The organism is Schaalia georgiae DSM 6843 (assembly GCF_000429245.1).
Taxonomy (GTDB): Bacteria; Actinomycetota; Actinomycetes; order Actinomycetales; family Actinomycetaceae; genus Pauljensenia; species Pauljensenia georgiae.
This window is the reverse complement of record NZ_AUBM01000006.1, coordinates 426,055-445,341: the sequence shown is the minus strand read 5'-3', so window position 1 is coordinate 445,341 and position 19,287 is coordinate 426,055. Positions and strand designations below refer to the sequence as shown.

Annotated in this window: 7 protein-coding genes; 4 read left to right on the top strand and 3 right to left on the bottom strand. The window is 69.1% G+C overall.

Annotation, left to right across the window (positions count from 1 at the left end):
- Positions 1 to 115 precede the first annotated feature (115 nt).
- Both G447_RS0101940 and G447_RS0101935 read left to right on the top strand, forming a co-directional pair.
- A complete protein-coding gene (locus G447_RS0101940; protein WP_026429836.1) occupies positions 116 to 970 on the top strand; it encodes a class I SAM-dependent methyltransferase in 855 nt (284 codons plus the stop codon).
- A 138-nt stretch (positions 971 to 1,108) separates the two neighbouring features.
- Entirely contained in the window at positions 1,109 to 2,830 is a 1,722-nt protein-coding gene (locus G447_RS0101935) for an alpha/beta hydrolase (protein ID WP_005867739.1), read from the top strand.
- A 145-nt stretch (positions 2,831 to 2,975) separates the two neighbouring features.
- Here the strand turns inward: G447_RS0101935 and G447_RS0101930 are convergent, their stop codons facing one another.
- The 3 genes from G447_RS0101930 to G447_RS0101920 all read right to left on the bottom strand — a co-directional run bounded on the left by G447_RS0101930 (position 2,976) and on the right by G447_RS0101920 (position 7,825).
- Positions 2,976 to 3,881 (bottom strand): alpha/beta hydrolase, encoded by a 906-nt coding sequence (locus G447_RS0101930; protein ID WP_034475917.1) that lies wholly within the window; start codon positions 3,879 to 3,881, stop codon positions 2,976 to 2,978.
- A gap of 165 nt (positions 3,882 to 4,046) precedes the next feature.
- Positions 4,047 to 6,095 carry an ABC transporter ATP-binding protein gene (locus tag G447_RS0101925; RefSeq protein WP_026429834.1) on the bottom strand — a complete coding sequence of 683 codons (2,049 nt, stop codon included), beginning with the start codon at positions 6,093 to 6,095 and terminating at the stop codon, positions 4,047 to 4,049.
- Entirely contained in the window at positions 6,092 to 7,825 is a 1,734-nt protein-coding gene (locus G447_RS0101920) for an ABC transporter ATP-binding protein (protein WP_026429833.1), read from the bottom strand. The genes G447_RS0101925 and G447_RS0101920 overlap by 4 nt, the downstream gene beginning before the upstream one ends.
- Before the next feature lie 162 nt (positions 7,826 to 7,987).
- Between G447_RS0101920 and G447_RS11665 the strand changes: the two genes are divergently transcribed.
- Positions 7,988 to 15,199, top strand: a complete 7,212-nt coding sequence (locus G447_RS11665) for a leucine-rich repeat protein (RefSeq protein WP_081697829.1) — start codon at positions 7,988 to 7,990, stop codon at positions 15,197 to 15,199.
- Between the two features lie 951 nt (positions 15,200 to 16,150).
- A complete protein-coding gene (locus tag G447_RS10865) occupies positions 16,151 to 19,282 on the top strand; it encodes a leucine-rich repeat protein (protein WP_026429832.1) in 3,132 nt (1,043 codons plus the stop codon).
- The last annotated feature ends 5 nt before the right edge of the window (positions 19,283 to 19,287 follow it).

Sequence of the window (19,287 nt, the reverse complement as noted above, 5' to 3'; positions counted from 1 at the left end):
CGCACCGGAGAACAGGAGCGGCGTGGCCGGGACCGATCCGGGGAACCGAGGAGAAGCGGACGGGAACAGCCCGGGGAGCCGGGGAGAAGCGGGCGGGGCCGGCCCAAGGAGCCGCGTGGGCACGTGCGGGAGCAGCCCGGACAATCCCTTCGAGGCGGCGCGCCCCAGCTACGCGCGCGTGCGGCCCTCCTACCCGGCCGCCGCCGTCGCCGCTGTCCTGCGGGCGGCTGGCCTGGACGTGCGGGGGAGCGCGGGCGGTTCCAGGAACCGGGGAGGCGCGGTGGGCCCCACTGCCCTGGGGAGCGCGGGAGCGCCCGCGCCCACCGCGCCCACCGACCGTCCCGCCCTCGCCGCCGACATCGGGGCGGGCACGGGCAAGATGAGCGCCCTGCTGGCCGAGGAGGGCCTGGAGGTGCGGGCCGTGGAGCCCTCCGCCGCGATGCGCGCCCAGGCGCGCCCCCACCCGCTCATCACGCAGGTCGCCGCCACCGCCGAGGGCACGGGGCTGGGGTCCGCCAGCTGCGACCTGGTCGTCTACGCCCAGTCGTGGCACTGGGTGGATCCTGTGGCGGCGGGGGCCGAGGCGGTGCGCATCCTGAAGCCGGGGGCGCCCCTGGTCATCGTCTTCAACCAAATGGACGTCACCGTCCAGTGGGTCCACCGACTCTCCCGCATCATGCGCTCCGGGGACGTGCACCGCGCCGACCGCCCTCCCCGTCCGGCGGGCTTCGCCCCGCCCGTCCTCGAGCAGTTCTGGTGGGAGGACCGGATGCCTCCCGAGCAGATCCTCGAACTGGGCACCACCCGCTCGTCCTACCTGCGCGCGGACGGTGCCCGCAGGCGCGCGATGCAGGACAACCTGCGCTGGTACCTGTACGAGCACCTGGGGCACCAGGCGGGCCAGGAGATCACGATCCCCTACTCGACGCTCGTGTGGACCACCCGCGCCCCCGCTGCCCGGGTCCCGTAGCGGAAGCGCCTCGCCCCCGAGGTCCCGTAGCGGCAACGGCAGCGGTCCCGGGTCGAGGCGCCTGTCGGCACCCGCCCTGGAGTGAGCACGGTCACGCGATCTGCTTTTCCGGCCGCGCGACTGGCAGAATCGACCACTATGGGATTGTCGTTTCTGGGGCTGATCGGCGCGCTCGCCATGTACGCGGTGTCGGTCTCCCCCTCCCTCATGGCCAGGTCCTGGTGGTGGCACGCCGTGGCATCGGGCGTCCTGGTCTCCATCGGCTACGTCCTGGGTCTCATCGTGCAGAGCGCGGGCGCGCGCCTCATCGAGGCGGCGGACCTGAGGATCAGTGCCGACGAATCCGTCGAATGGGCCTCGCGGGCGGGCGTCGCGGTGCTGTTCCTCACCTGGTGGTTGTACGCCGTCGTCCAGTCGTACCGCCGCGCCCGCCGCGCGGCCGCGCTGGTGGGGATGCGCGCCGAAACGCCGTGGAGCTACCTGCTGGGGGCCGTCGGCACCGTCATCATCGCCCACCTCTTCGTCGGAGTCATCACGGGCGTCAGCCTGGTCGGGCGGGCGCTCATCAACGCGCTGGCCGACCACATGCCGCGCTGGGCGGCGGCGCTGGCAGGCGTCGCCATCCTGAGCGTGATCATCTACTTCCTCACCTCCAACGTGATCCTGCGCGGCGGCATCGGGTTCTTCCGGCGGCACGCCGAGCGGATGAACACGCGCACCGCGAAGGGTATTTTCCAGCCGAGCGTTCCCGAGCGCTCCGCCTCGCCCGCCTCGCCCTCCACGTGGGAGTCGGTGGGCGGCCAGGGGAGGGTCTTCCTCGGGCGGGGCCCCAGCCGCGCCGATGTCGAAGCGGTGACCGGGCGCCCGGCGCAGGAACCGATCCGCGTGTACGCGGGAATGCCCTCCCCAGGGGCGGGCATCGACGAGGCCGCCGCCCTGGTCGTCGCCGAACTGGAGCGCACCGGCGCCTTCCGACGGGCAGCGGTCCTGGTCGCCGCGTCCACGGGCTCGGGATGGGTGGACGAGTGGCAGGTCCAGCCCTTCGAATACCTGACCGGAGGCGACTGCGCGACCGCGTCCCTGCAGTACTCCTACGTGCCCTCCGCCCTCAACTGGCTGACGGGTCTGGAGCCCGCCCAGGAGGCCTCCCGCGCCCTTTTCCGCGCTGTTCGCGAGGCGATCGACGCCATCGACGAGGCTGAGCGCCCCGCCCTCTTCGTGTGCGGGGAGTCCCTGGGCGCGTTCGCCTCGCAGTCCGTGTTCGACTCCCCCGCCGATGCCCTGGCCCGCGTCGATGGGGCGCTGTGGGTGGGCACGCCCGCCTTCACCCCGATGCACCGGGTGCTCACGGCCTCGCGCCACCGGGGGAGCCCCGAGGTGGCTCCCGTCGTCGATAACGGCCGCAATGTGCGCTTCGTCAACGCCCCCGAGGACCTGCGCCAGGACCTGTACGGGCGGGAACTGGGCCGCTGGTCCTTCCCGCGGATCGTCTACGCCCAGCACGCCTCGGACCCTGTCGTGTGGTGGAACCCCCGGCTGCTGTGGCGCCAGCCCGACTGGTTGCGCGAGCGCGCTGGGCGGGACGTGTCGAAGAACGTCGAGTTCACCCGGGGAGTGACCTACCTGCAGATCATGGCGGATCTGCCCGTCGCCGGCACCGCCCCCGCCGGCCACGGGCACACCTACAACGAGGAGCTGGTGCCCCTGTGGCGGGCCCTGCTGGGCTTCGACTTGGAGGAGGGCGAGTCCGTCCCCGTCGCGCGCCTGGCCGGACTCGACGGCAGCTGGGCGACCGCCGAGGCGCTGGACCGCATCGGCGCGGCCGTGCGCGCCAACCTGGCGCTGTCCGAGCGGCAGTGAGGGCGGGCCGCTTCATCGTCGCAATAGCCGCTGGAACTGGGGGGCGTCACCGCGGAATCGGACTCCGTCGCACTGCCGGGTGGCTCTGCCGGGCCCAATGCGGGGATCGGTGCCGGCCCCGGGGCTATCCACAGGGCAGCGCGGGCTACTTGAGGTAGTCGTCCAGGGCGGCCAGTACCGTTGGGATAACGCGCTCGGCTTTCTCGTTGAGGACCAGGTGGTGGTCGGCGGGCAACTCGACCAACCGCTTCTCGGGCGCCACCAGCCGCTCGTAGACCAAGCGGCTGTACTCGAGGGTGAACAGGGGATCGCCCGTCGACACGAACGCCACCACCGGACAGGTGATACTGCCATCGACGAGGGCCGACATATCAGTCGTGAACAGGCTGGACAGAAAACTCATCGGGTAGGATTCGAGCCGCATGGGATCCTGGAAGAACGCGTCGCGCCACTGCCGCTCTGAGAAGACTTTGTCGATGTCGAGGTAGAAGCCCGGCGGCACCTGCAGCCCGGGAAGCACCCGGCCAACCACGGCGATGATCCTGCGGACCGCCGGGTACACCGCGCCGAGCGCGTTGGGGAAGCGTGTGACCGATAGGGATTCACGCAGGGGCGTGAATAGGACGTTGTGCGGGAAGGCGGCCCGGATGCGGTGCTCGGCGCCGGCGGTCAGCAGGGTGAGGACGCCGCCCTGACTCGACCCCATTAGCCCGACGGCGCCGGGGAAACGGGCGCAGGCGTAGCCCACCGCGTCCCGGACGTTCCCGATCATGTCGTCGAGGGTGAACCGGCGGATGACCCGGGGGCTGCGCCCGTGGGACAGCGGGTGGACGCCAATCACGTGGTAGCCGTGCCGGCTGAGAGCGTCCAGGAAGGGGCTGTAGAACAGGGGGTGGGTCATGGTGCCCGGGACGAACACGACCGTCGGCGCCGTGTCTTGCTCCGCCTCCCAGATGGACAGGGTGATGGGGGCACGGCCCGATTCGATCGAGACCTCCGAATAACTGGGCAGGTCGATCGAGTGCTCCTCCAGCAGCGTTGCGATGCCCATGGCGGATACACTCCTCCCCGCTCTCCCAGTACTCCGATACCGTACTCGCGTTCTTCCGGGGCGCCCACTCGTGGACCATCCAGTCGGTGACGGGCGCGCCGCCAGGCGCAGCGCCCGGCCACGGGGGCCGCCCGGAGGCGGTACGGACCCCGTGGCCGGACGGGCTCAGTGGGAGGCGCTCGCGAACTGGGCGGCGTGCAGGCGCGCGTAGGCCCCGCCCTTGGCGAGGAGCTCCGCGTGGCCGCCCTGCTCCACGATGTCGCCGTCCTCCATGACCAGGATCGTGTCGGCGTCGCGGATCGTGGAGAGGCGGTGGGCGATGATGAAGCTCGTGCGCCCCTGGCGCAGCGCGTTCATGGCGCGCTGGACCAGCAGCTCAGTGCGAGTGTCGACCGAGCTGGTCGCCTCGTCGAGGATCAGCACCGAGGGGTTCGCCACGAACGCGCGCGCGATGGTGAGCAACTGGCGCTCGCCCGCGGAGATGTTCTCCGCGTCCTCCTCCAGGACCGTGTCGTAGCCGTGGGGGAGCGCGCGGATGATGTGGTCGACGAAGCACGCCCTGGCGGCCTCCTCCACCTCGGCGTCCGAGGCGCCGGGACGGCCGTAGCGGATGTTCTCGCGCACGGTGCCCGCGAAGAGCCACGGGTCCTGGAGGACCATGCCGGTGCGGCGCCGGACCTCCTGGCGGTCCATGGCGGCGATGTCGCGGCCGTCGATGGTGATCCGCCCGGAGTCGAGCTCGTAGAAGCGCATGAGCAGGTTGACCAGAGTGGTCTTGCCCGCGCCTGTCGGTCCCACGACCGCCACCGTGTTCCCGGGGTCGACGCGCAGCGTGAGATCGCGGATCAGCTCGGTGTCCGGCGAGTAGGAGAAGCGCACGTGCTGCATCTCAATGGCGCCGGCCCCCTCCCCGTCCGACAGGGCGGGGGAGTCCACTGCCGCGCTGTGCCCGCCCGTGGCCGACGAGGCGCGGGCCGGGGCGTCCGCCCCCGCGGCCGAAGGCGCGTCGTCCCCCTCCTCCTCGGCGTCCAGGAGCTCGAAGATGCGCTCCGCACTGGCGGTGCCCGACTGGACGGCGGTAGCCATGGCGCCCAATTGGCCCAGCGGCTGCGAGAACTGCTGCGAGTACTGGATGAACGCCTGCACGTCGCCGAGCAGCAGCGCCCCCGAGGCCACCATGGCGCCGCCGACCACGGCGATGGCGACGTACACGATGTTCCCGATGACCAGCATGATCGGCATCATGATCCCCGAGAGGAACTGGGCGCGCAGCGCCGTGCGGTAGAGCTGCTCGTTCTCCTCGGCGAACGCCCGGCGCACCGAGTCGGTGCGCCCGTAGACGCGCACCAGGGCGTGCCCGGAGAAGGACTCCTCCACGCGCGTGTTGAGGGCCCCGGTCCGGGCCCACTGTGCGGTGAACGCCTTCTGCGAGCGGGGGCCGATGAAACCGAAGACGACGCCCGACAGCGGCACGGTGATGAGCGCGACCAGCGCCAGTTTCCACGAGATGGAGAACATCATGGCGAGCACCCCGACCACTGTGAGGACGGAGGTCAGCGCGGTGGAGAGGGCCTGCTGGAGCGTGTTGTTCACGTTGTCCACGTCGTTGGTGAGGCGCGAGAGCACATCACCGCGGCGCATCCGATCGAAGTGGCTCAGAGGCAGGCGATGGATCTTCTGCTCGACCCGGCGCCGCAGGCGGTAGAGCGCGCGGGCGGTGATCCGGTTGAGCATGTGCCCCTGGAACCAGTTGAGGAAGGCGGAGCCCACGTACAGGCCCAGGACGAGGGCGAGGATCCCCGCCAGGCGCGGGAAGTCGATCCCAGTGCCGGGCACGATGTCCATGGCGGAGAGCATCGTGGCGAAGTCGTCCATCCCCTGGGCGCGCAGGGCCTCGATGGCCTGCTCCTTCGTGGACCCGGCCGGCAGGGCCTGTGAGACGACGCCCTCGAAGACCACGTTCGTCGCCCGACCGAGGACCTTCGGCGCGATGACCGCGAGGGCGACGGAGGCCGCCGTGGCGACCAGGATCGCCCCGATCCAGTTGCGGTGGGCGGTCAGCAGCCCGATCATGCGCTTGAACGAGGGCCAGAACGCCTTCGCCTTGCCGGGCGGCGGCCCGTCGTGCCAGTTGCCGGACGAGGCGAGGGCCTCGGCTGCCAGCTCCTCCTCGGCGCTCGTCTGGGTGGTGGGGGTTTTGTCCGGGGTGCTCATGAGAGGGCCTCCGCTCCGAATTGGGAGGTGACGATTTCCTTGTAGACCTCCGAGGCCGCGAGCAGCTGCTCGTGGGTGCCGCTGGCGACCAGGCGCCCAGCGTCGAGGACCAGGATCTGGTCCGCATCGACGATGGTGGACACCCGGGAGGCGACGACGATCTTCGTGGTCCCTGCGGTGGCGGGCCCCAGGGCTGCGCGCAGGCGCGCGTCGGTGGCGACGTCGAGGGCGGAGAAGGAGTCGTCGAAAATGAGAATGGGGGGCCTGCGCACGAGGGCGCGGGCGATGGCGAGTCTCTGGCGTTGGCCGCCCGAGACATTCGTGCCGCCCTGTGCGACGGTGGCGTCGAGGCCGCCGTCCATCTCGGACACGAAGCCCTTGGCTTGGGCGACCCCGAGGGCCTCCCACAGCTCCTCGTCGGTGGCGTCCTCGCGGCCCAGGCGCAGGTTCGAGGCGACGGTGCCGGCGAAGAGGAAGGGGTGCTGGGGGATGAGGCCGATCTGCGCCCACAGCGCCTCGGGATCGGCTTCGCGCACGTCCGTGCCGCCGATGAGGATCCGCCCTTCGGACGCGTCGAGCAGGTGGGTCAGCAGGCGCACCACCGTGGACTTGCCGGAGGCTGTGGAGCCGACGATGGCGGTCGTGGTCCCGGGCGCCGCGGTGAAGCTCACGCCTTCGAGCACGCGCTCGTCGGCGTCGGGGTAGGTGAAGCCCACGTCCCGCATTTCGACGGTGCCGGGCGAGGGGAAGACGGTCGTCGCGCCGTCGGGGGCGGTGATCGTGGGCGGGGTGGCCAGGACCTCGCTGATGCGCTCGGCGCAGACTGCGGCGCGGGGGATCATGATGGTCATGAAGGAGGCCATGACGATGCCCATGAGGATTTGCATGAGGTAGGCCATGAAGGCGATGAGGGTGCCGATCTCGACGTCGCCGTCGCCGACGCGGTGCCCGCCGAACCAGATGACGCCGACGATGGTGACGTCGAGCATGAGCATCACCAGGGGGAAGAGGAGGACGAAGAGCTGTCCGACGCGTTCGCTGACGCGGGTGATGGAGCTGTTCGCCTCCTCGAAGCGGCCGGTCTCAGCGCGCTCGCGGACGAAGGCCCGGATGACGCGGATTCCGGCGAGCTGTTCGCGCATTACGCGGTTGATGCCGTCGAGCTTGTCCTGGTAGGAGCGGAACAACGGGACCATGCGGCTGACGATGAGGGCGACCACGACCAGCAGGAGGGGGACCGAGACCGCGATGAGCCACGAGAGGGCGGGTGCTTTGCTGACGGCCATGATGATCCCGCCGATGGCCATGATCGGCGCGGTCACTGCTATCGTGCAGCTCATCATGACGAGCGTCTGGACCTGCTGGATATCGTTCGTGTTGCGGGTGATCAGGGATCCGGCGCCGAAACGGGTGATCTCCCGTTCGGAGAAGCCGCTGACGCGCTCGAAGACTGCGCCGCGCAGGTCGCGCCCCATGCCCATCGAGGCCCGGGCAGCCAGGTAGGTCGCCAGGACCGAGCAGATCCCCTGGAGGGCGCTCACCGCCAGCATGAAGGCGCCGGTGCGCCAGATGTAGCCGGTGTCGCCGGTGGCCACGCCCTTGTCGATGATGTCGGCGTTGAGGGTGGGCAAGTAGAGGGAGGCCATCACTTCCGCGAATTGGAGGACGACAACCCCTATGAGAAGCCATGTGTATGGGCGCAGGTGCGCCCCTAATAGTCGAATGAGCATATTGGGATCGTAGTAGTCTCACGCTGTGGGAGGGGCGCGGTGTTTCGCGCCACAACACACTTGATGCGAAGGACAGTTCGCCAATAGGGTGGCAGAAATAGGAGTGGCCTTATTCCCCGAAAAGGGTGCGCTTATCCAATATCCGTCAACCATGGGGCAGTCATGAAACGACACATTCCACGCGCGACTCTCACGCTCACGCTCTCAAGCGCGCTCGTCGCCAGCGCGGTGGCGCTGGCATCACCCACGGCGGCCGCGCCCCCACCCGCTCCGTCGGCCTCCCACGCGGCCCGCCCGTCCGCTCCGGCCCCCGCGGAGCCGTCGGGCGCTGCGGCTCAGTCCGGGACGGGTGCCGGCGACGACTCGCAGAGCGGCCGCAGCCTCGAGACCGGGCTCAGTTCGATGTCCGAACTGGCCGGTGGCGGCGCCAAGGCGCCGGACGGCGGCCTGCTCGCCGACGAGGACCGCACCGGCGGCACCACGCCGGTCACAGTCATCGTCCAACTCGACGAGGGCACTGTGGGAGTCCCGTGGTACAGGCGGATCTTCGGCCTCTCCTCCTCCACGAAGCACGAGGTCGTCAAAGACCGCATCACCTCCGCCGTCTCGGGCGCGCTGCCCGGCGTGAGCACCTCCGGCGGTACTCCCATCACCGACATCAAGGACTACTCCACCGTCATCGACGGATTCGCCATCGAGATCCCCCGTGGGGCGCTCGAGGCGGTCCGCGGCGTAGAGGGGGTCAAGGCGGCGTTCGTGGAGGAGCTCCACCAGCGCGACATCGAGACCCCCGCCCTCGACACAGTCGAGCCCCCCGCCAACGCGTCCTCACTGGCGATGACCCACGCGGACTCCACCGCCTACAAGGGCGACGGCCAGGTGATCGCGGTCATCGACACCGGCCTCGAGGTGGGCCACCCCGCATTCAGCGGCGACCTGGACGACTCCACCGTCAAACTCCACGAAGGCGACGTCTCCTCCTTGAAGTCGAAGCTCGCCGTCGGCAAGGAGGGCGTCTACGTCTCTGAGAAGATCGCCTTCGCCTACGACTACGCGGACAACGACGCGGACGTGGTGCCCCACTCCAGCGCCGACCTCTCGCACGGCACCCACGTGTCGGGCATCGCCACCGGCAACGGCGGCACGATCCGCGGCACTGCGCCGAACGCCCAGCTCATGGCCCTCAAGGTGGCGCGCGACTCCGATGGCGCCCTACCCGACTCCGCGATCCTGGGCGCCCTCGACGACGTGGGCGTGCTGGAGCCCGACTCGGTCAACATGTCCTTCGGATCCGACGCGGGCATGAGCGACGAGGCCGCCTCCATCTACGCCGACGCCTACAAGGTCCTGCGCGAGAAGGGCATCACCCTCAATGTCGCAGCGGGCAACTCGTACTCCTCGGCCCATGGCAACACCTCCGGGGTGAACCTTCCCTACGCCTCGGATCCCGACTCCTCCACAGTGGACGAGCCCTCGACGTTCCAGACGTCCCTGTCCGTGGCCTCGGTCGACAACACCCAGGAGGGCCTGCCCTGCTTCACCGCAGCGGGTCGGCAGATCGGGTACATGGAGGGCCACAACCCCTTGGAGGAGGGCATGGCGTCCTTCGGCGACATCGAGTCGGGGACGTACCGCTACGTGGACGCGGGCGAGGGCAAGGCCGCTGATATCGCGGCCATGGTCCAGGCGAATCCCGACGGGATCGAGGGCGCCTTCGCCCTGGTCCGCAGGGGCGGGACCTCCGACGCAGGCAAGCCCATGACCTTCGAGGACAAGGTCAAGGCCCTGGCGCCCTACAAACCGACTGCGGTCGTCATCTACGACAACGAGGACTCGGACTCGCTGACGCGCCCCGCCGTCCAGACCACCACCATCCCCGTCGCCTTCATCTCCAAGGCGAACGGCGAGGCGATGCTGGCCGCGGCCGACCACAACCTGGTCATCGAGAAGGGCGCGCGCCTGGCCCCCTCCACCGACTACGCGATGTCCGACTTCTCGTCCTGGGGCGTCTCGCCCGATCTGACCCTCAAGCCCGAGATCTCCGCGCCCGGTGGCAACATCTACTCGGCGCTCCCCGGTGACAAGTACGGCTATATGTCGGGCACGTCGATGGCGACCCCGCAGATGGCGGGCATCGCCGCGCAGGTGCGCCAGCGGGTCGCCTCGGACAAGCGCTTCTCGTCCTTCTCGGACTCCGACAAACACGACGTCGTCACCAATTTGCTGATGGGCACGGCGCACCCGGTCGTCGACGCCCACCAGGGCACGGGCGCCTACTACTCCCCGCGCAAGCAGGGCGCTGGGATCGCCGACGCCCTGGCGGCCACGACGGCCACCGTCTACCCCACGGTCGATGGGGCCCGCTCCCCGTCGCGCCCCAAGGCCGACCTGGGTGATGGCACCAGCGGCTGGACCTTCGGCATCACCCTGCGCAACGTGGACTCCGAGGCGCGCTCCTACGCGCTGTCCAGCCAGGCCCTGTCCGAGCTGGTCAACGAGAGCGGTCTGATCTGCGAGCACTCGAAGAACTTCCGCAGTGAGGGCATCACCGTGTCCTACTCGGGCGAGGGCGTCTCGGGCACCTCCGAGGGCGCCACCATCACCGTCCCCGCCGGGGGCACGGCGCGGGTGGGCATCGCCATCGCCGTCGAGCAGTCCTTCGCCGACTACGTCGGCGCGAACCTGCCCAAGGGGACCTTCATCGACGGATTCGTCGAGTTCGCCTCGCAGACCGAGGGGGAGCCCGGCCTGACGGTGCCCTTCCTGGGCTTCTACGGGAACTGGGGCGCCGCGAACGTGTTCGACACGAAGTGGTCCGACGAGGGCGCCCAGAAGGCCCACATCTACAAGTCGGCCCTCGCCTCGACGACGACCGGGATGCCGCTGGGAGTCAACCCGCTGCAGAAGATCGGCTCCCTCGACCAGGTGAAGCCCGACCCGTCGCGCTACATCGTGTCGAACAGTGGATGGTCGGTGTCGCCCAACTCGATCCAGCCCGTGACCGGCACACTGCGCTCCACCGCGAAGATGACGTACACGTACACCAACGAGGCGGGCGAGACGGTGCGCTCCTACACCTTCGACGGCGCCCACAAGTCGCTGTTCAACCCCCGGAGGATGGAGGTCCTCTACGCCGAGGCCCGGATCGGCTCGCCGATCTTCGACGGGCGCGATGAGCAGGGCGACCTCGTGCCCGACGGCGCCTACAAGCTGACGATCTCGACGGACACCGATGGCCCGGACTCCTCCCACCAGGAGCTGTCCTACGACTTCACGATGGACACCGTGGCGCCTGAGATCTCCAACCTCGCCACCACGGGCGAAGGCGCGGAGAAGACCATTTCCTTCGACGTGGCCGACTCCTCGCCCCTGGCAGCGGTCGACTTCGCCGACCCGGACAGCGGCGGCTGGTTCCACCGCATCCTGGTGGCCGACGACGGCACGGTCGAAGCGGACGGGACCCACCGCTACCACTTCGACGTGCGCGCCTCCGATCTGCAGAAGAGCTGGACGGAGCAGGGCGGCAAGGGCAAACTCCCCTCCACCCCGCTGCTGCACGCGTGGGACTTCGGGATCAATGCCTCGAAGAGCCACCGCGTCGTCGTCGAGTCCATTCCGATGACCTCGCTCACCCTGGACCAGTCGTCGCTGTCGCTGGTGCCCGGCCAGAACGCGAAGCTGGGCGTGAGCCACGAGCCCGCCGAAGCCAACATGACCGACGTCACGTGGTCCTCCAGCGACCAGGCGGTGGCCACGGTCAGCGACTCCGGCGTGGTGACGGGCGTCGGCCAGGGGGAGGCGGACATCGTCGTGGCGTCGGCCGCGGATCCGGCGGTCAGCGCAACGGCCCATGTGAAGGTCGCCCCCGTCTCCGACGAGACCGGGATCGCCCTCTCCGACTCCCCGATCATCATCCCCACCAGCGGGCAGGCGGGCGTCTCGGCGCTGCTGGCCCCCTCGCTGCGGGGATCCTCGGTGACGTGGGCCCTGGACGTGGAGGGCGCATCCATCCAGCCCTCCGCCGACACCCTGAGCGCCACCATTACAGCGGGGGACCGCTCCGCGCGCGGCACCGTCACCGCCACGGTGGCGACCCCCGCCGGTGATAAGACGGCGACCGCCCCAGTCGAGGTGCACCAGGGCGACTACGACGACTTCGTCATCGACGCGGACGGCGTGCTCACGCAGTACCGCGGCTCGGGCAGCACCATCAGCGTGCCCGACACGGTCACCGCGATCGCCGACGAGGCGCTGCGGGGCGTCAACGCCGAGCGCATCACCATCCCCGCCACCGTCCGCACGATCGGGAACCGGGCGTTCGCCGACGCGCGCAGGCTGACGGCAGTGGTCTTCGAGGACACCGCCGCACACCCCTCCCAGCTCACCGAGCTCGGGGGCGCCCTGGTCGATAACGACTACAGCCTCGACGAGATCCTCCTGCCGTCGAAGGTCGTCAAGCTGGGAGGCGGCGCGTTCTCGAACTCCACGATCAAGCGCCTGTCCCTGCCTGATTCGCTGACGGCGATCCCCTCGGATCTTGCCGAACGCAGTTCCCAGCTCAACGAGGTGACCATCGGCGACGCGGTCACGCAGATCGGGGCGTCCGCCTTCTCGGAGAACACCTCGCTCGGCGAGCTGCGCATCCGCCAGGCCGACGGCTCCACCAAGGCAGGACTGCCCTCGGCCCTGACGACCATCGGGGCGAGCGCGTTCAGCGGCACCCGTTTCGCCTCGTTGGACCTGCCGGCCTCCGTGAGCACCATCGGCGACAGCGCCTTCATGAAGGCGCCGCTCACCCACCTGGGCCTCAACAAAGGCCTCGTCTCCGTGGGCGAGCAGGCGTTCTCAGGAACGCTGCTCACCGAGGTCGAGCTGCCCGACTCGGTGACCACAGTCGGAAAGGGCGCCTTCAAGGCGATGCCCGAGCTGACGAAGGCCCACCTGGGCCCGAATGTGGCCCCGGACCAACTGGTCTCCGCTTTCACGCTCTCGCCCAAGCTCTCGTCCATCACGGTGGACTCGGCGAACGCCTCCTACGAGAGCGTCGACGGAGTCCTGTACACGAAGGACCACACGCACCTGGTCGCCTACCCCATGGCGAAGAACAGCGGCGGGTCCTACACGGTGGTCGATGGGACCGCCCGCATCGACGACGAGGCGTTCCAGCAGGCCCCCCTGCGTCAGATCAGCTTCCCGGCGTCGCTGCGGTCCATCGGCGTGTGCGCCTTCGCGAACGCGCAACTGACCGATGTGGTGCTGCCCGACCAGTTCGAGACGCTGGAGGCGCACGCCTTCCAGTCGACGGCGAACCTGGCCAGCGCCAACCTGGGTGGCACGGTGACGATCGGCGACTCCGCCTTCGACTCCTCCTCGCTCACATCAGTGGACTTCAGGACCGACCTGAACCGGCTGGAGGCGGTGGGCTCTATGGCGTTCTCCGGCGTCCCCGTCCGTGTCCTCGTCTTCCCGGACTCGCTGAAGTCGGTCGGCGCCTTCGCCTTCGAGAACAACCCGCACCTGGAGGAGGTCCGCATCGGGGCGGCGCTGACGGATCTGGACACGGGCTTCCTCGCCGGTTCGGATGTGCTGCGGGCACTGACCGTCAGCCCGGACAACCCCGTGTACTCGGCGGAGAACAACGTCCTGTACGCGAAACGGCAGGACGGGACGCACCTGGTGCTGTCCCTGCCGACGAACACGTTCACCGAGTACTCGGTGCGCCCCGGGACCGTGCAGATCGACGCGCAGGCGTTCCGCAACAACAAGGCGCTCCAGCGCGTCGTCCTGCCCGAGGGCCTGAAGGTCCTCAAGGCCGGGTCCTTCAACAACGCGTCGTCACTGACTGAGATCGTCCTGCCCGACTCCCTGGAGACGGTCGATGGCCTGTACTCCACGGCGATCGAGTTCATCGAGTTCGGCACGCGGATCCACACCATCGACGAGAACGCCTTCAAGGGCAACGTGCCGGACCGCATGATCGTGCGCGGTGGCGTCGGCGGCTCCTTCACCGGGTCGACGGACTCCACGGGCGCCCGCGCTACGGCCGCGTTCTTCGGCGAGGGCATGAAACGGATCAATTACGGCTACGGGGGTTCCTTCCCGCAGACGCTGGTGCTCCCCTCCACCGTCGAGGTACTCGCGCTGGGGACCTACGCGCTCAGCGCCGAGCAGCTCGCCGCCTCTCACGTGTACGTGGCCGCTGGTGAGGGGTCGGTCGCGTGGTCGGTGGCCAGGGCGGCTATGGAGAAGGCCGGTTTGGATCCGGCGTCCCAGCTGCACCGGTATGTGGATCCGGCTCTGTCGTTGTCCTCGCCTGTGATCGACCAGGTGGGGGATGCCTCGAAGGTCCAGGTGGAGGCGGGCCAGACCATTGAGGTGACGGCCACGCTGACCGGCGGCGTCTCCGTCGGACGCGAGGCCCGCGCCATCGAGATCGGGCCCGGCGGCGCTGAGACCGTCGTCTCCGACTGGGCCGCCATGGGCGCCGCCCAGCCCTCCCCCGCGCCGGGCGCGAACGCCGGGGCGGAGCCGGGTGCGCAGGCGCCCGCAGGCGCGGACGAGGGCGGGGCCCAGTCCGGCTCGGATCAAGCCCAGTCCGGCTCAGGCCAAGCCCAGTCCGGCTCAGGCCAAGCCCAGTCCGGCTCCGGCCAGGCAGCGCCCGCGGGCCAGGCCGCGCCCACGCAGTCCGTTGCCTCCGGCCAGGCGGCCGGGGCGGCTGACGGACCCACTGGGGACGGGCGCGTGCCCTCGTCGTCGGCTGCCTTCACGTGGGTTCCGTCGGTTGATGGGGCGTCGTTGCGCGTCGAGGCGCGTGATGCCACGTTCCGTGTGGTCGCTGGTGTGGTGGGTTCTGCCGTGCCTTCTGCTCCGGTGCCTGGTGAGGGCCAGTGGGTGCGGGATTCTGTTGGTTGGTGGTACCGGTTCGGCGATGGGACGTATCCGCGTGGTCAGGCCCTGGTGATCGATGGTGCGACGTACCGTTTCGACGAGTCGGGATACCTGCGCACTGGTTGGGTGCGTGATGGCGGGTACTGGTTCCACCATGGGGCTTCTGGTGCGATGTCCACTGGTTGGTTGGTCGATGGTGGCGCCTGGTACTACCTGATCCCCGGTTGGGGCGCTATGGCGACCGGCTGGGTCAATGACGGTGGAACCTGGTACTACATGGGCTCCTCGGGCCGCATGGCCACCGGCTGGGTTGCCGACGGCGGGTACTGGTACTACCTCGCTCCCTCGGGCGCCATGGTGACCGGTTGGGTTGTCGACGGCGGGTACTGGTACTACCTGGATGCCTCCGGCCGCATGGCCACGGGCTGGCAGCAGATCGGCGGCAAGTGGTACGAGTTCGGCCCATCCGGTGCGCTGAAAGGGTGATCCCCTGAGCGAACCGCTCCGGGGCTGGCGCGCAGCGAGGAATCGCTGCGCGCCAGCCCCTTCTCTGTGCAATGCGGGGGTGGAGTAGCGCTGTCTGATCGGACCAGCCGTCCGTGGGACACCCTTCTCCGCGTAATGCTGGGCGGGGCAGTGCCGCCTGATCGGACTACCCGTCTGATCGGACCGCTCGTCCGTGGGGCCCTTTTCTGCGCAATGCGGGGCGGAGCGGGGTCTGTTCCCGCAGCGGTGCCCTGTGGCGTGCTCCCGCTGCCCGGTGACGAGCCGGCCCGTGTCTCCGGGTCATTGGGCACTGTTGAGCCGCCATGCTGTTCGGCGTCGGTGCGCGTCCGCATTGGGGTAGGTTACGGTGCATTGGGGTAGGTTATTAACCTGCCCCAATGGGGGTTAACCTGCCCCAGTAGGTGGTTTCCTGCCCCGATGCGCCCCGCCGGGCGCCGCGGGGCGCGCGGTGGGCTGTTCTCACAGCGGTACCTCCGCTTTTACAGGGCTACCACACTTTGCAAGTGTTATAACGCTTGCAAAGTGTGGTAGCCCTTTGAAAACTCAACTTCGCTTGTAAAACAGCCCGTGCTCCGCCCCGACCACCAAGGAGCTCGGCCGCACGCAGTCGGGCAACGCTTGCAAAACAGCCCGTGCTCCGCCCCGACCGCCAAGCGATTGCACAACTATGCGGAACGCCACTGTCGGCAGGCCAGGGGCGAGCCCGGACCGGAGGCGCCCGGTGCCCCGGACTCCAATGAGAAGGCGGCTCAGTCCGCCGGACGACTAGTTGCTCAATCGAACGATTAAGCGGTAATGAATACGCGCTATTTATAATGCCGTATGATAAATTGCTTGAAGTGGTAATGAATAACCAATACCGTTAATGGAATCAGGGACTGCCGTCCATGGCCGTCCCCACTCCCCGCCCCCTCGACCATTGGAACGGCCATGACTCCCCATATGCCACGCGGCGCGCTCGCGATCGCGCTCACAGGAGCGTTAATCGGGGGCGCAGCTTTCGCAGCACCAGCACAAGCGCTTCCAGGCGGCCGCGACCAGGCCGCGGCCCCCGCCTCGTCCAGCCCCGCCTCGTCCGCGCTCAAACCCGCCGTCGGCGCCACAACCAACGAAGACGGCTTCGAGATCGACGCCAACGGCGTGCTCCTGCGCTACACCGGCTCCGCCAGCGACGTCAGGATCCCCGGCAAGGTCACGGCGATCGCCGACGAGGCGATGCGCGGCACCACCGCCGAGCGCATCACCGTCCCCTCCACCGTCCGCACCATCGGCGACAGGGCGTTCGCCGATGCCCGGCAGCTGAAGACCTTGGTCTTCGAGGACACCGCCGATCACCCCTCCCAGCTCACCGCCCTCGGCGCCGAAGTGGCCTTGAACACGCTCGCCCTCACGGAGATCACCGTGCCGGCGAAGACTGCCTCCCTCGGCGAGGGAGCCTTCGCGAGCTCCGGCATCACCCGCTTGTCGCTGCCCGACTCCCTCACCTCGCTCCCCGCTCGCATGGCGCAAGGCACCGGACTGCTCGAGGAAGTGGTCGTGGGCGACGGGGTCACCGAGATCGGCGACTCCGCTTTCCGCAGTGCGCGCGAACTCAGAGGACTGGGTGTCCGCCAGGCCGACGGCTCGGCCGCTGCGGGATTCCCCTTCTCCCTCGTGACCATTGGGCGAGACGCGTTCACCGAGTCGGGACTGCGCTCCATCGACCTGCCCGCCTCCGTGCGCTCCGTCGGCTACGGCGCGTTCGCGGAAACCCCGAACCTCGCCCACGTGGGCCTCAATGAGGGCTTGGCCTCCATCGGTGAGTTCGCCTTCAACAACACTGGTATCAGTGAACTCGCCATCCCCGACTCCGTCACCACCGTCGGGGGCTCGGCATTCGGTGGGAACGGATCCCTCACCCGCGTCCACATCGGGCGCGGTGTGGCCGCCGGGCAATTGTCCACTGTCTTCGCCGGATCCCCTCAACTCGGCGCCTTCACGGCCGACCCCGCCAACGCCTCCTACGAGGCGGTCGACGGCGTGCTCTACTCCAAGGACCGCACGGGCCTGGTCGCCTACCCGGCCGCGAAGGGCAGTGGTGGCACGTACACCGTGCTCGACGGGACGACCCGCATCGAGCCCTCCGCCGTCTTCGGGGCGGCCTTGACCGGGATCGTACTGCCCGACTCGCTGCGCAGCATCGGGAACAAGGCCTTCAGCGGCTCCGGCCTGGAGTCCGTGGTGCTTCCCAAGGGCTTCCAGGCCCTCGAGGAATCCGCGTTCTGGGCGATGCCCTCGCTGGCCCGGGTGGACTTGGGCGGCACGAAGACCATCGGCGAGGAGGCGTTCTTCGCCTCGCGCGCCCTGCGAACGGTCGACTTCAGGGCGGACCTGGGCCGTCTCACTGCTATCGGCTCCTACGCCTTCGCCGAGACGGGGCTCGTCTCGGCCGCTCTACCCGACTCCGTCGCCTCCCTCGGCGACCAGGCGTTCGCCCGCAGTCCCGAGCTGAAGGATGTCCACTTGGGCTCGGGCCTGACCGAGGTGGGCGCGCGCGTTTTCACCGGCTCCACCGCGCTCGCCTCCCTGAGCCTCGCCCCCTCCAACCCCGTGCTCTCGCTGGATGGCTCCGTCCTCTACCAGCAGCGCGACGACGGGTGCCATTTGGTCTACGCCGCTGTCGCCGCCCCCACGCCCGCGTACTCGGTGCGCCCCGGGACGGCGCAGATCGACGAGGCCGCTTTCAAGGGCATTCCAACGCTGCGCGAAGTGGTCGTCCCCGAGGGCGTGAAGGCCATCGGGGCCGAGGCCTTCGCAGAGATCCCCGAACTCACCGACGTGGCATTGCCCGACTCCCTGGAGGAGGTGGCCGACGTCTTCGCGGGGACCCGGGTCGGGACCATCGAGTTCGGCGCGCGGACCCGCACCATCGGGGAGGCCGCTTTCACCGGCGCCCTGCCCATCCGCATGATTGTGCGCGGCGGTAAGGACGGCTCCTTCACATCCCCGGAGGAAACGACCCCCAGGTACGCCGCGTCCGCCTTCTTCGGCGAGGGCATGAAGCGGATCGCCTACACCCACGGCAACTTCCCGCAGACCCTGGTGCTCCCCTCCACCGTCGAGGAGCTCGTCCTCACCACAGGCGCCCTCAAGGCCGAGCAGCTCGCCGCCTCTCACGTGTACGTGGCTGCCGGTGAGGGGTCGGTCGCGTGGTCGGTGGCCAGGGCGGCTATGGAGAAGGCCGGTTTGGATCCGGCGTCCCAGCTGCACCGGTATGTGGATCCGGCTCTGTCGTTGTCCTCGCCTGTGATCGACCAGGTGGGGGATGCCTCGAAGGTCCAGGTGGAGGCGGGCCAGACCATTGAGGTGACGGCCACGCTGACCGGCGGCGTCTCCGTCGGACGCGAGGCCCGCGCCATCGAGATCGGGCCCGGCGGCGCTGAGACCGTCGTCTCCGACTGGAATTCGGCCTACGACAGTGATCCGTCACCCGACGGCGCCGACGGGGGAGTGCTCTCCTCGTGGGTGCGCTTCACGTGGGTTCCGTTGGTTGATGGGGCGTCGTTGCGCGTCGAGACGAGGGATATCACGTTCCGTGTGGTCGCTGGTGTGGTGGGTTCTGCCGTGCCTTCTGCTCCGGTGCCTGGTGAGGGCCAGTGGGTGCGGGATTCTGTTGGTTGGTGGTACCGGTTCGGCGATGGGACGTATCCGCGTGGTCAGGCCCTGGTGATCGATGGTGCGACGTACCGTTTCGACGAGTCGGGGCATGCGCGCACTGGTTGGGTGCGTGATGGCGGGTACTGGTTCCACCATGGGGCTTCTGGTGCGATGTCCACTGGTTGGTTGGTCGATGGTGGCGCCTGGTACTACCTGATCCCCGGTTGGGGTGCTATGGCGATCGGCTGGGTCAATGACGGTGGAACCTGGTACTACCTGAACGCCGCGGGCCATATGACCACCGGCTGGCAGAAGATCGAGGGATCCTGGTACTACCTGGGGGACTCCGGCAAGATGACGACCGGCTGGCGCCACATCGACGGGTACTGGCGCTTCTTCGAGCCCACAGGGGAGTTGAGGCACTGACCCCT

What these genes read in the sequence shown, in the direction of transcription:
- G447_RS11665 (WP_081697829.1), top strand. Translation starts at nt 7,988, where the DNA reads ATGAAACGACACATTCCACGCGCGACTCTCACGCTCACGCTCTCAAGC.
- G447_RS0101925 (WP_026429834.1), bottom strand. Translation starts at nt 6,095, where the DNA reads ATGAGCACCCCGGACAAAACCCCCACCACCCAGACGAGCGCCGAGGAG.
- G447_RS0101920 (WP_026429833.1), bottom strand. Translation starts at nt 7,825, where the DNA reads ATGCTCATTCGACTATTAGGGGCGCACCTGCGCCCATACACATGGCTT.
- G447_RS10865 (WP_026429832.1), top strand. Translation starts at nt 16,151, where the DNA reads ATGACTCCCCATATGCCACGCGGCGCGCTCGCGATCGCGCTCACAGGA.
- G447_RS0101930 (WP_034475917.1), bottom strand. Translation starts at nt 3,881, where the DNA reads ATGGGCATCGCAACGCTGCTGGAGGAGCACTCGATCGACCTGCCCAGT.
- G447_RS0101935 (WP_005867739.1), top strand. Translation starts at nt 1,109, where the DNA reads ATGGGATTGTCGTTTCTGGGGCTGATCGGCGCGCTCGCCATGTACGCG.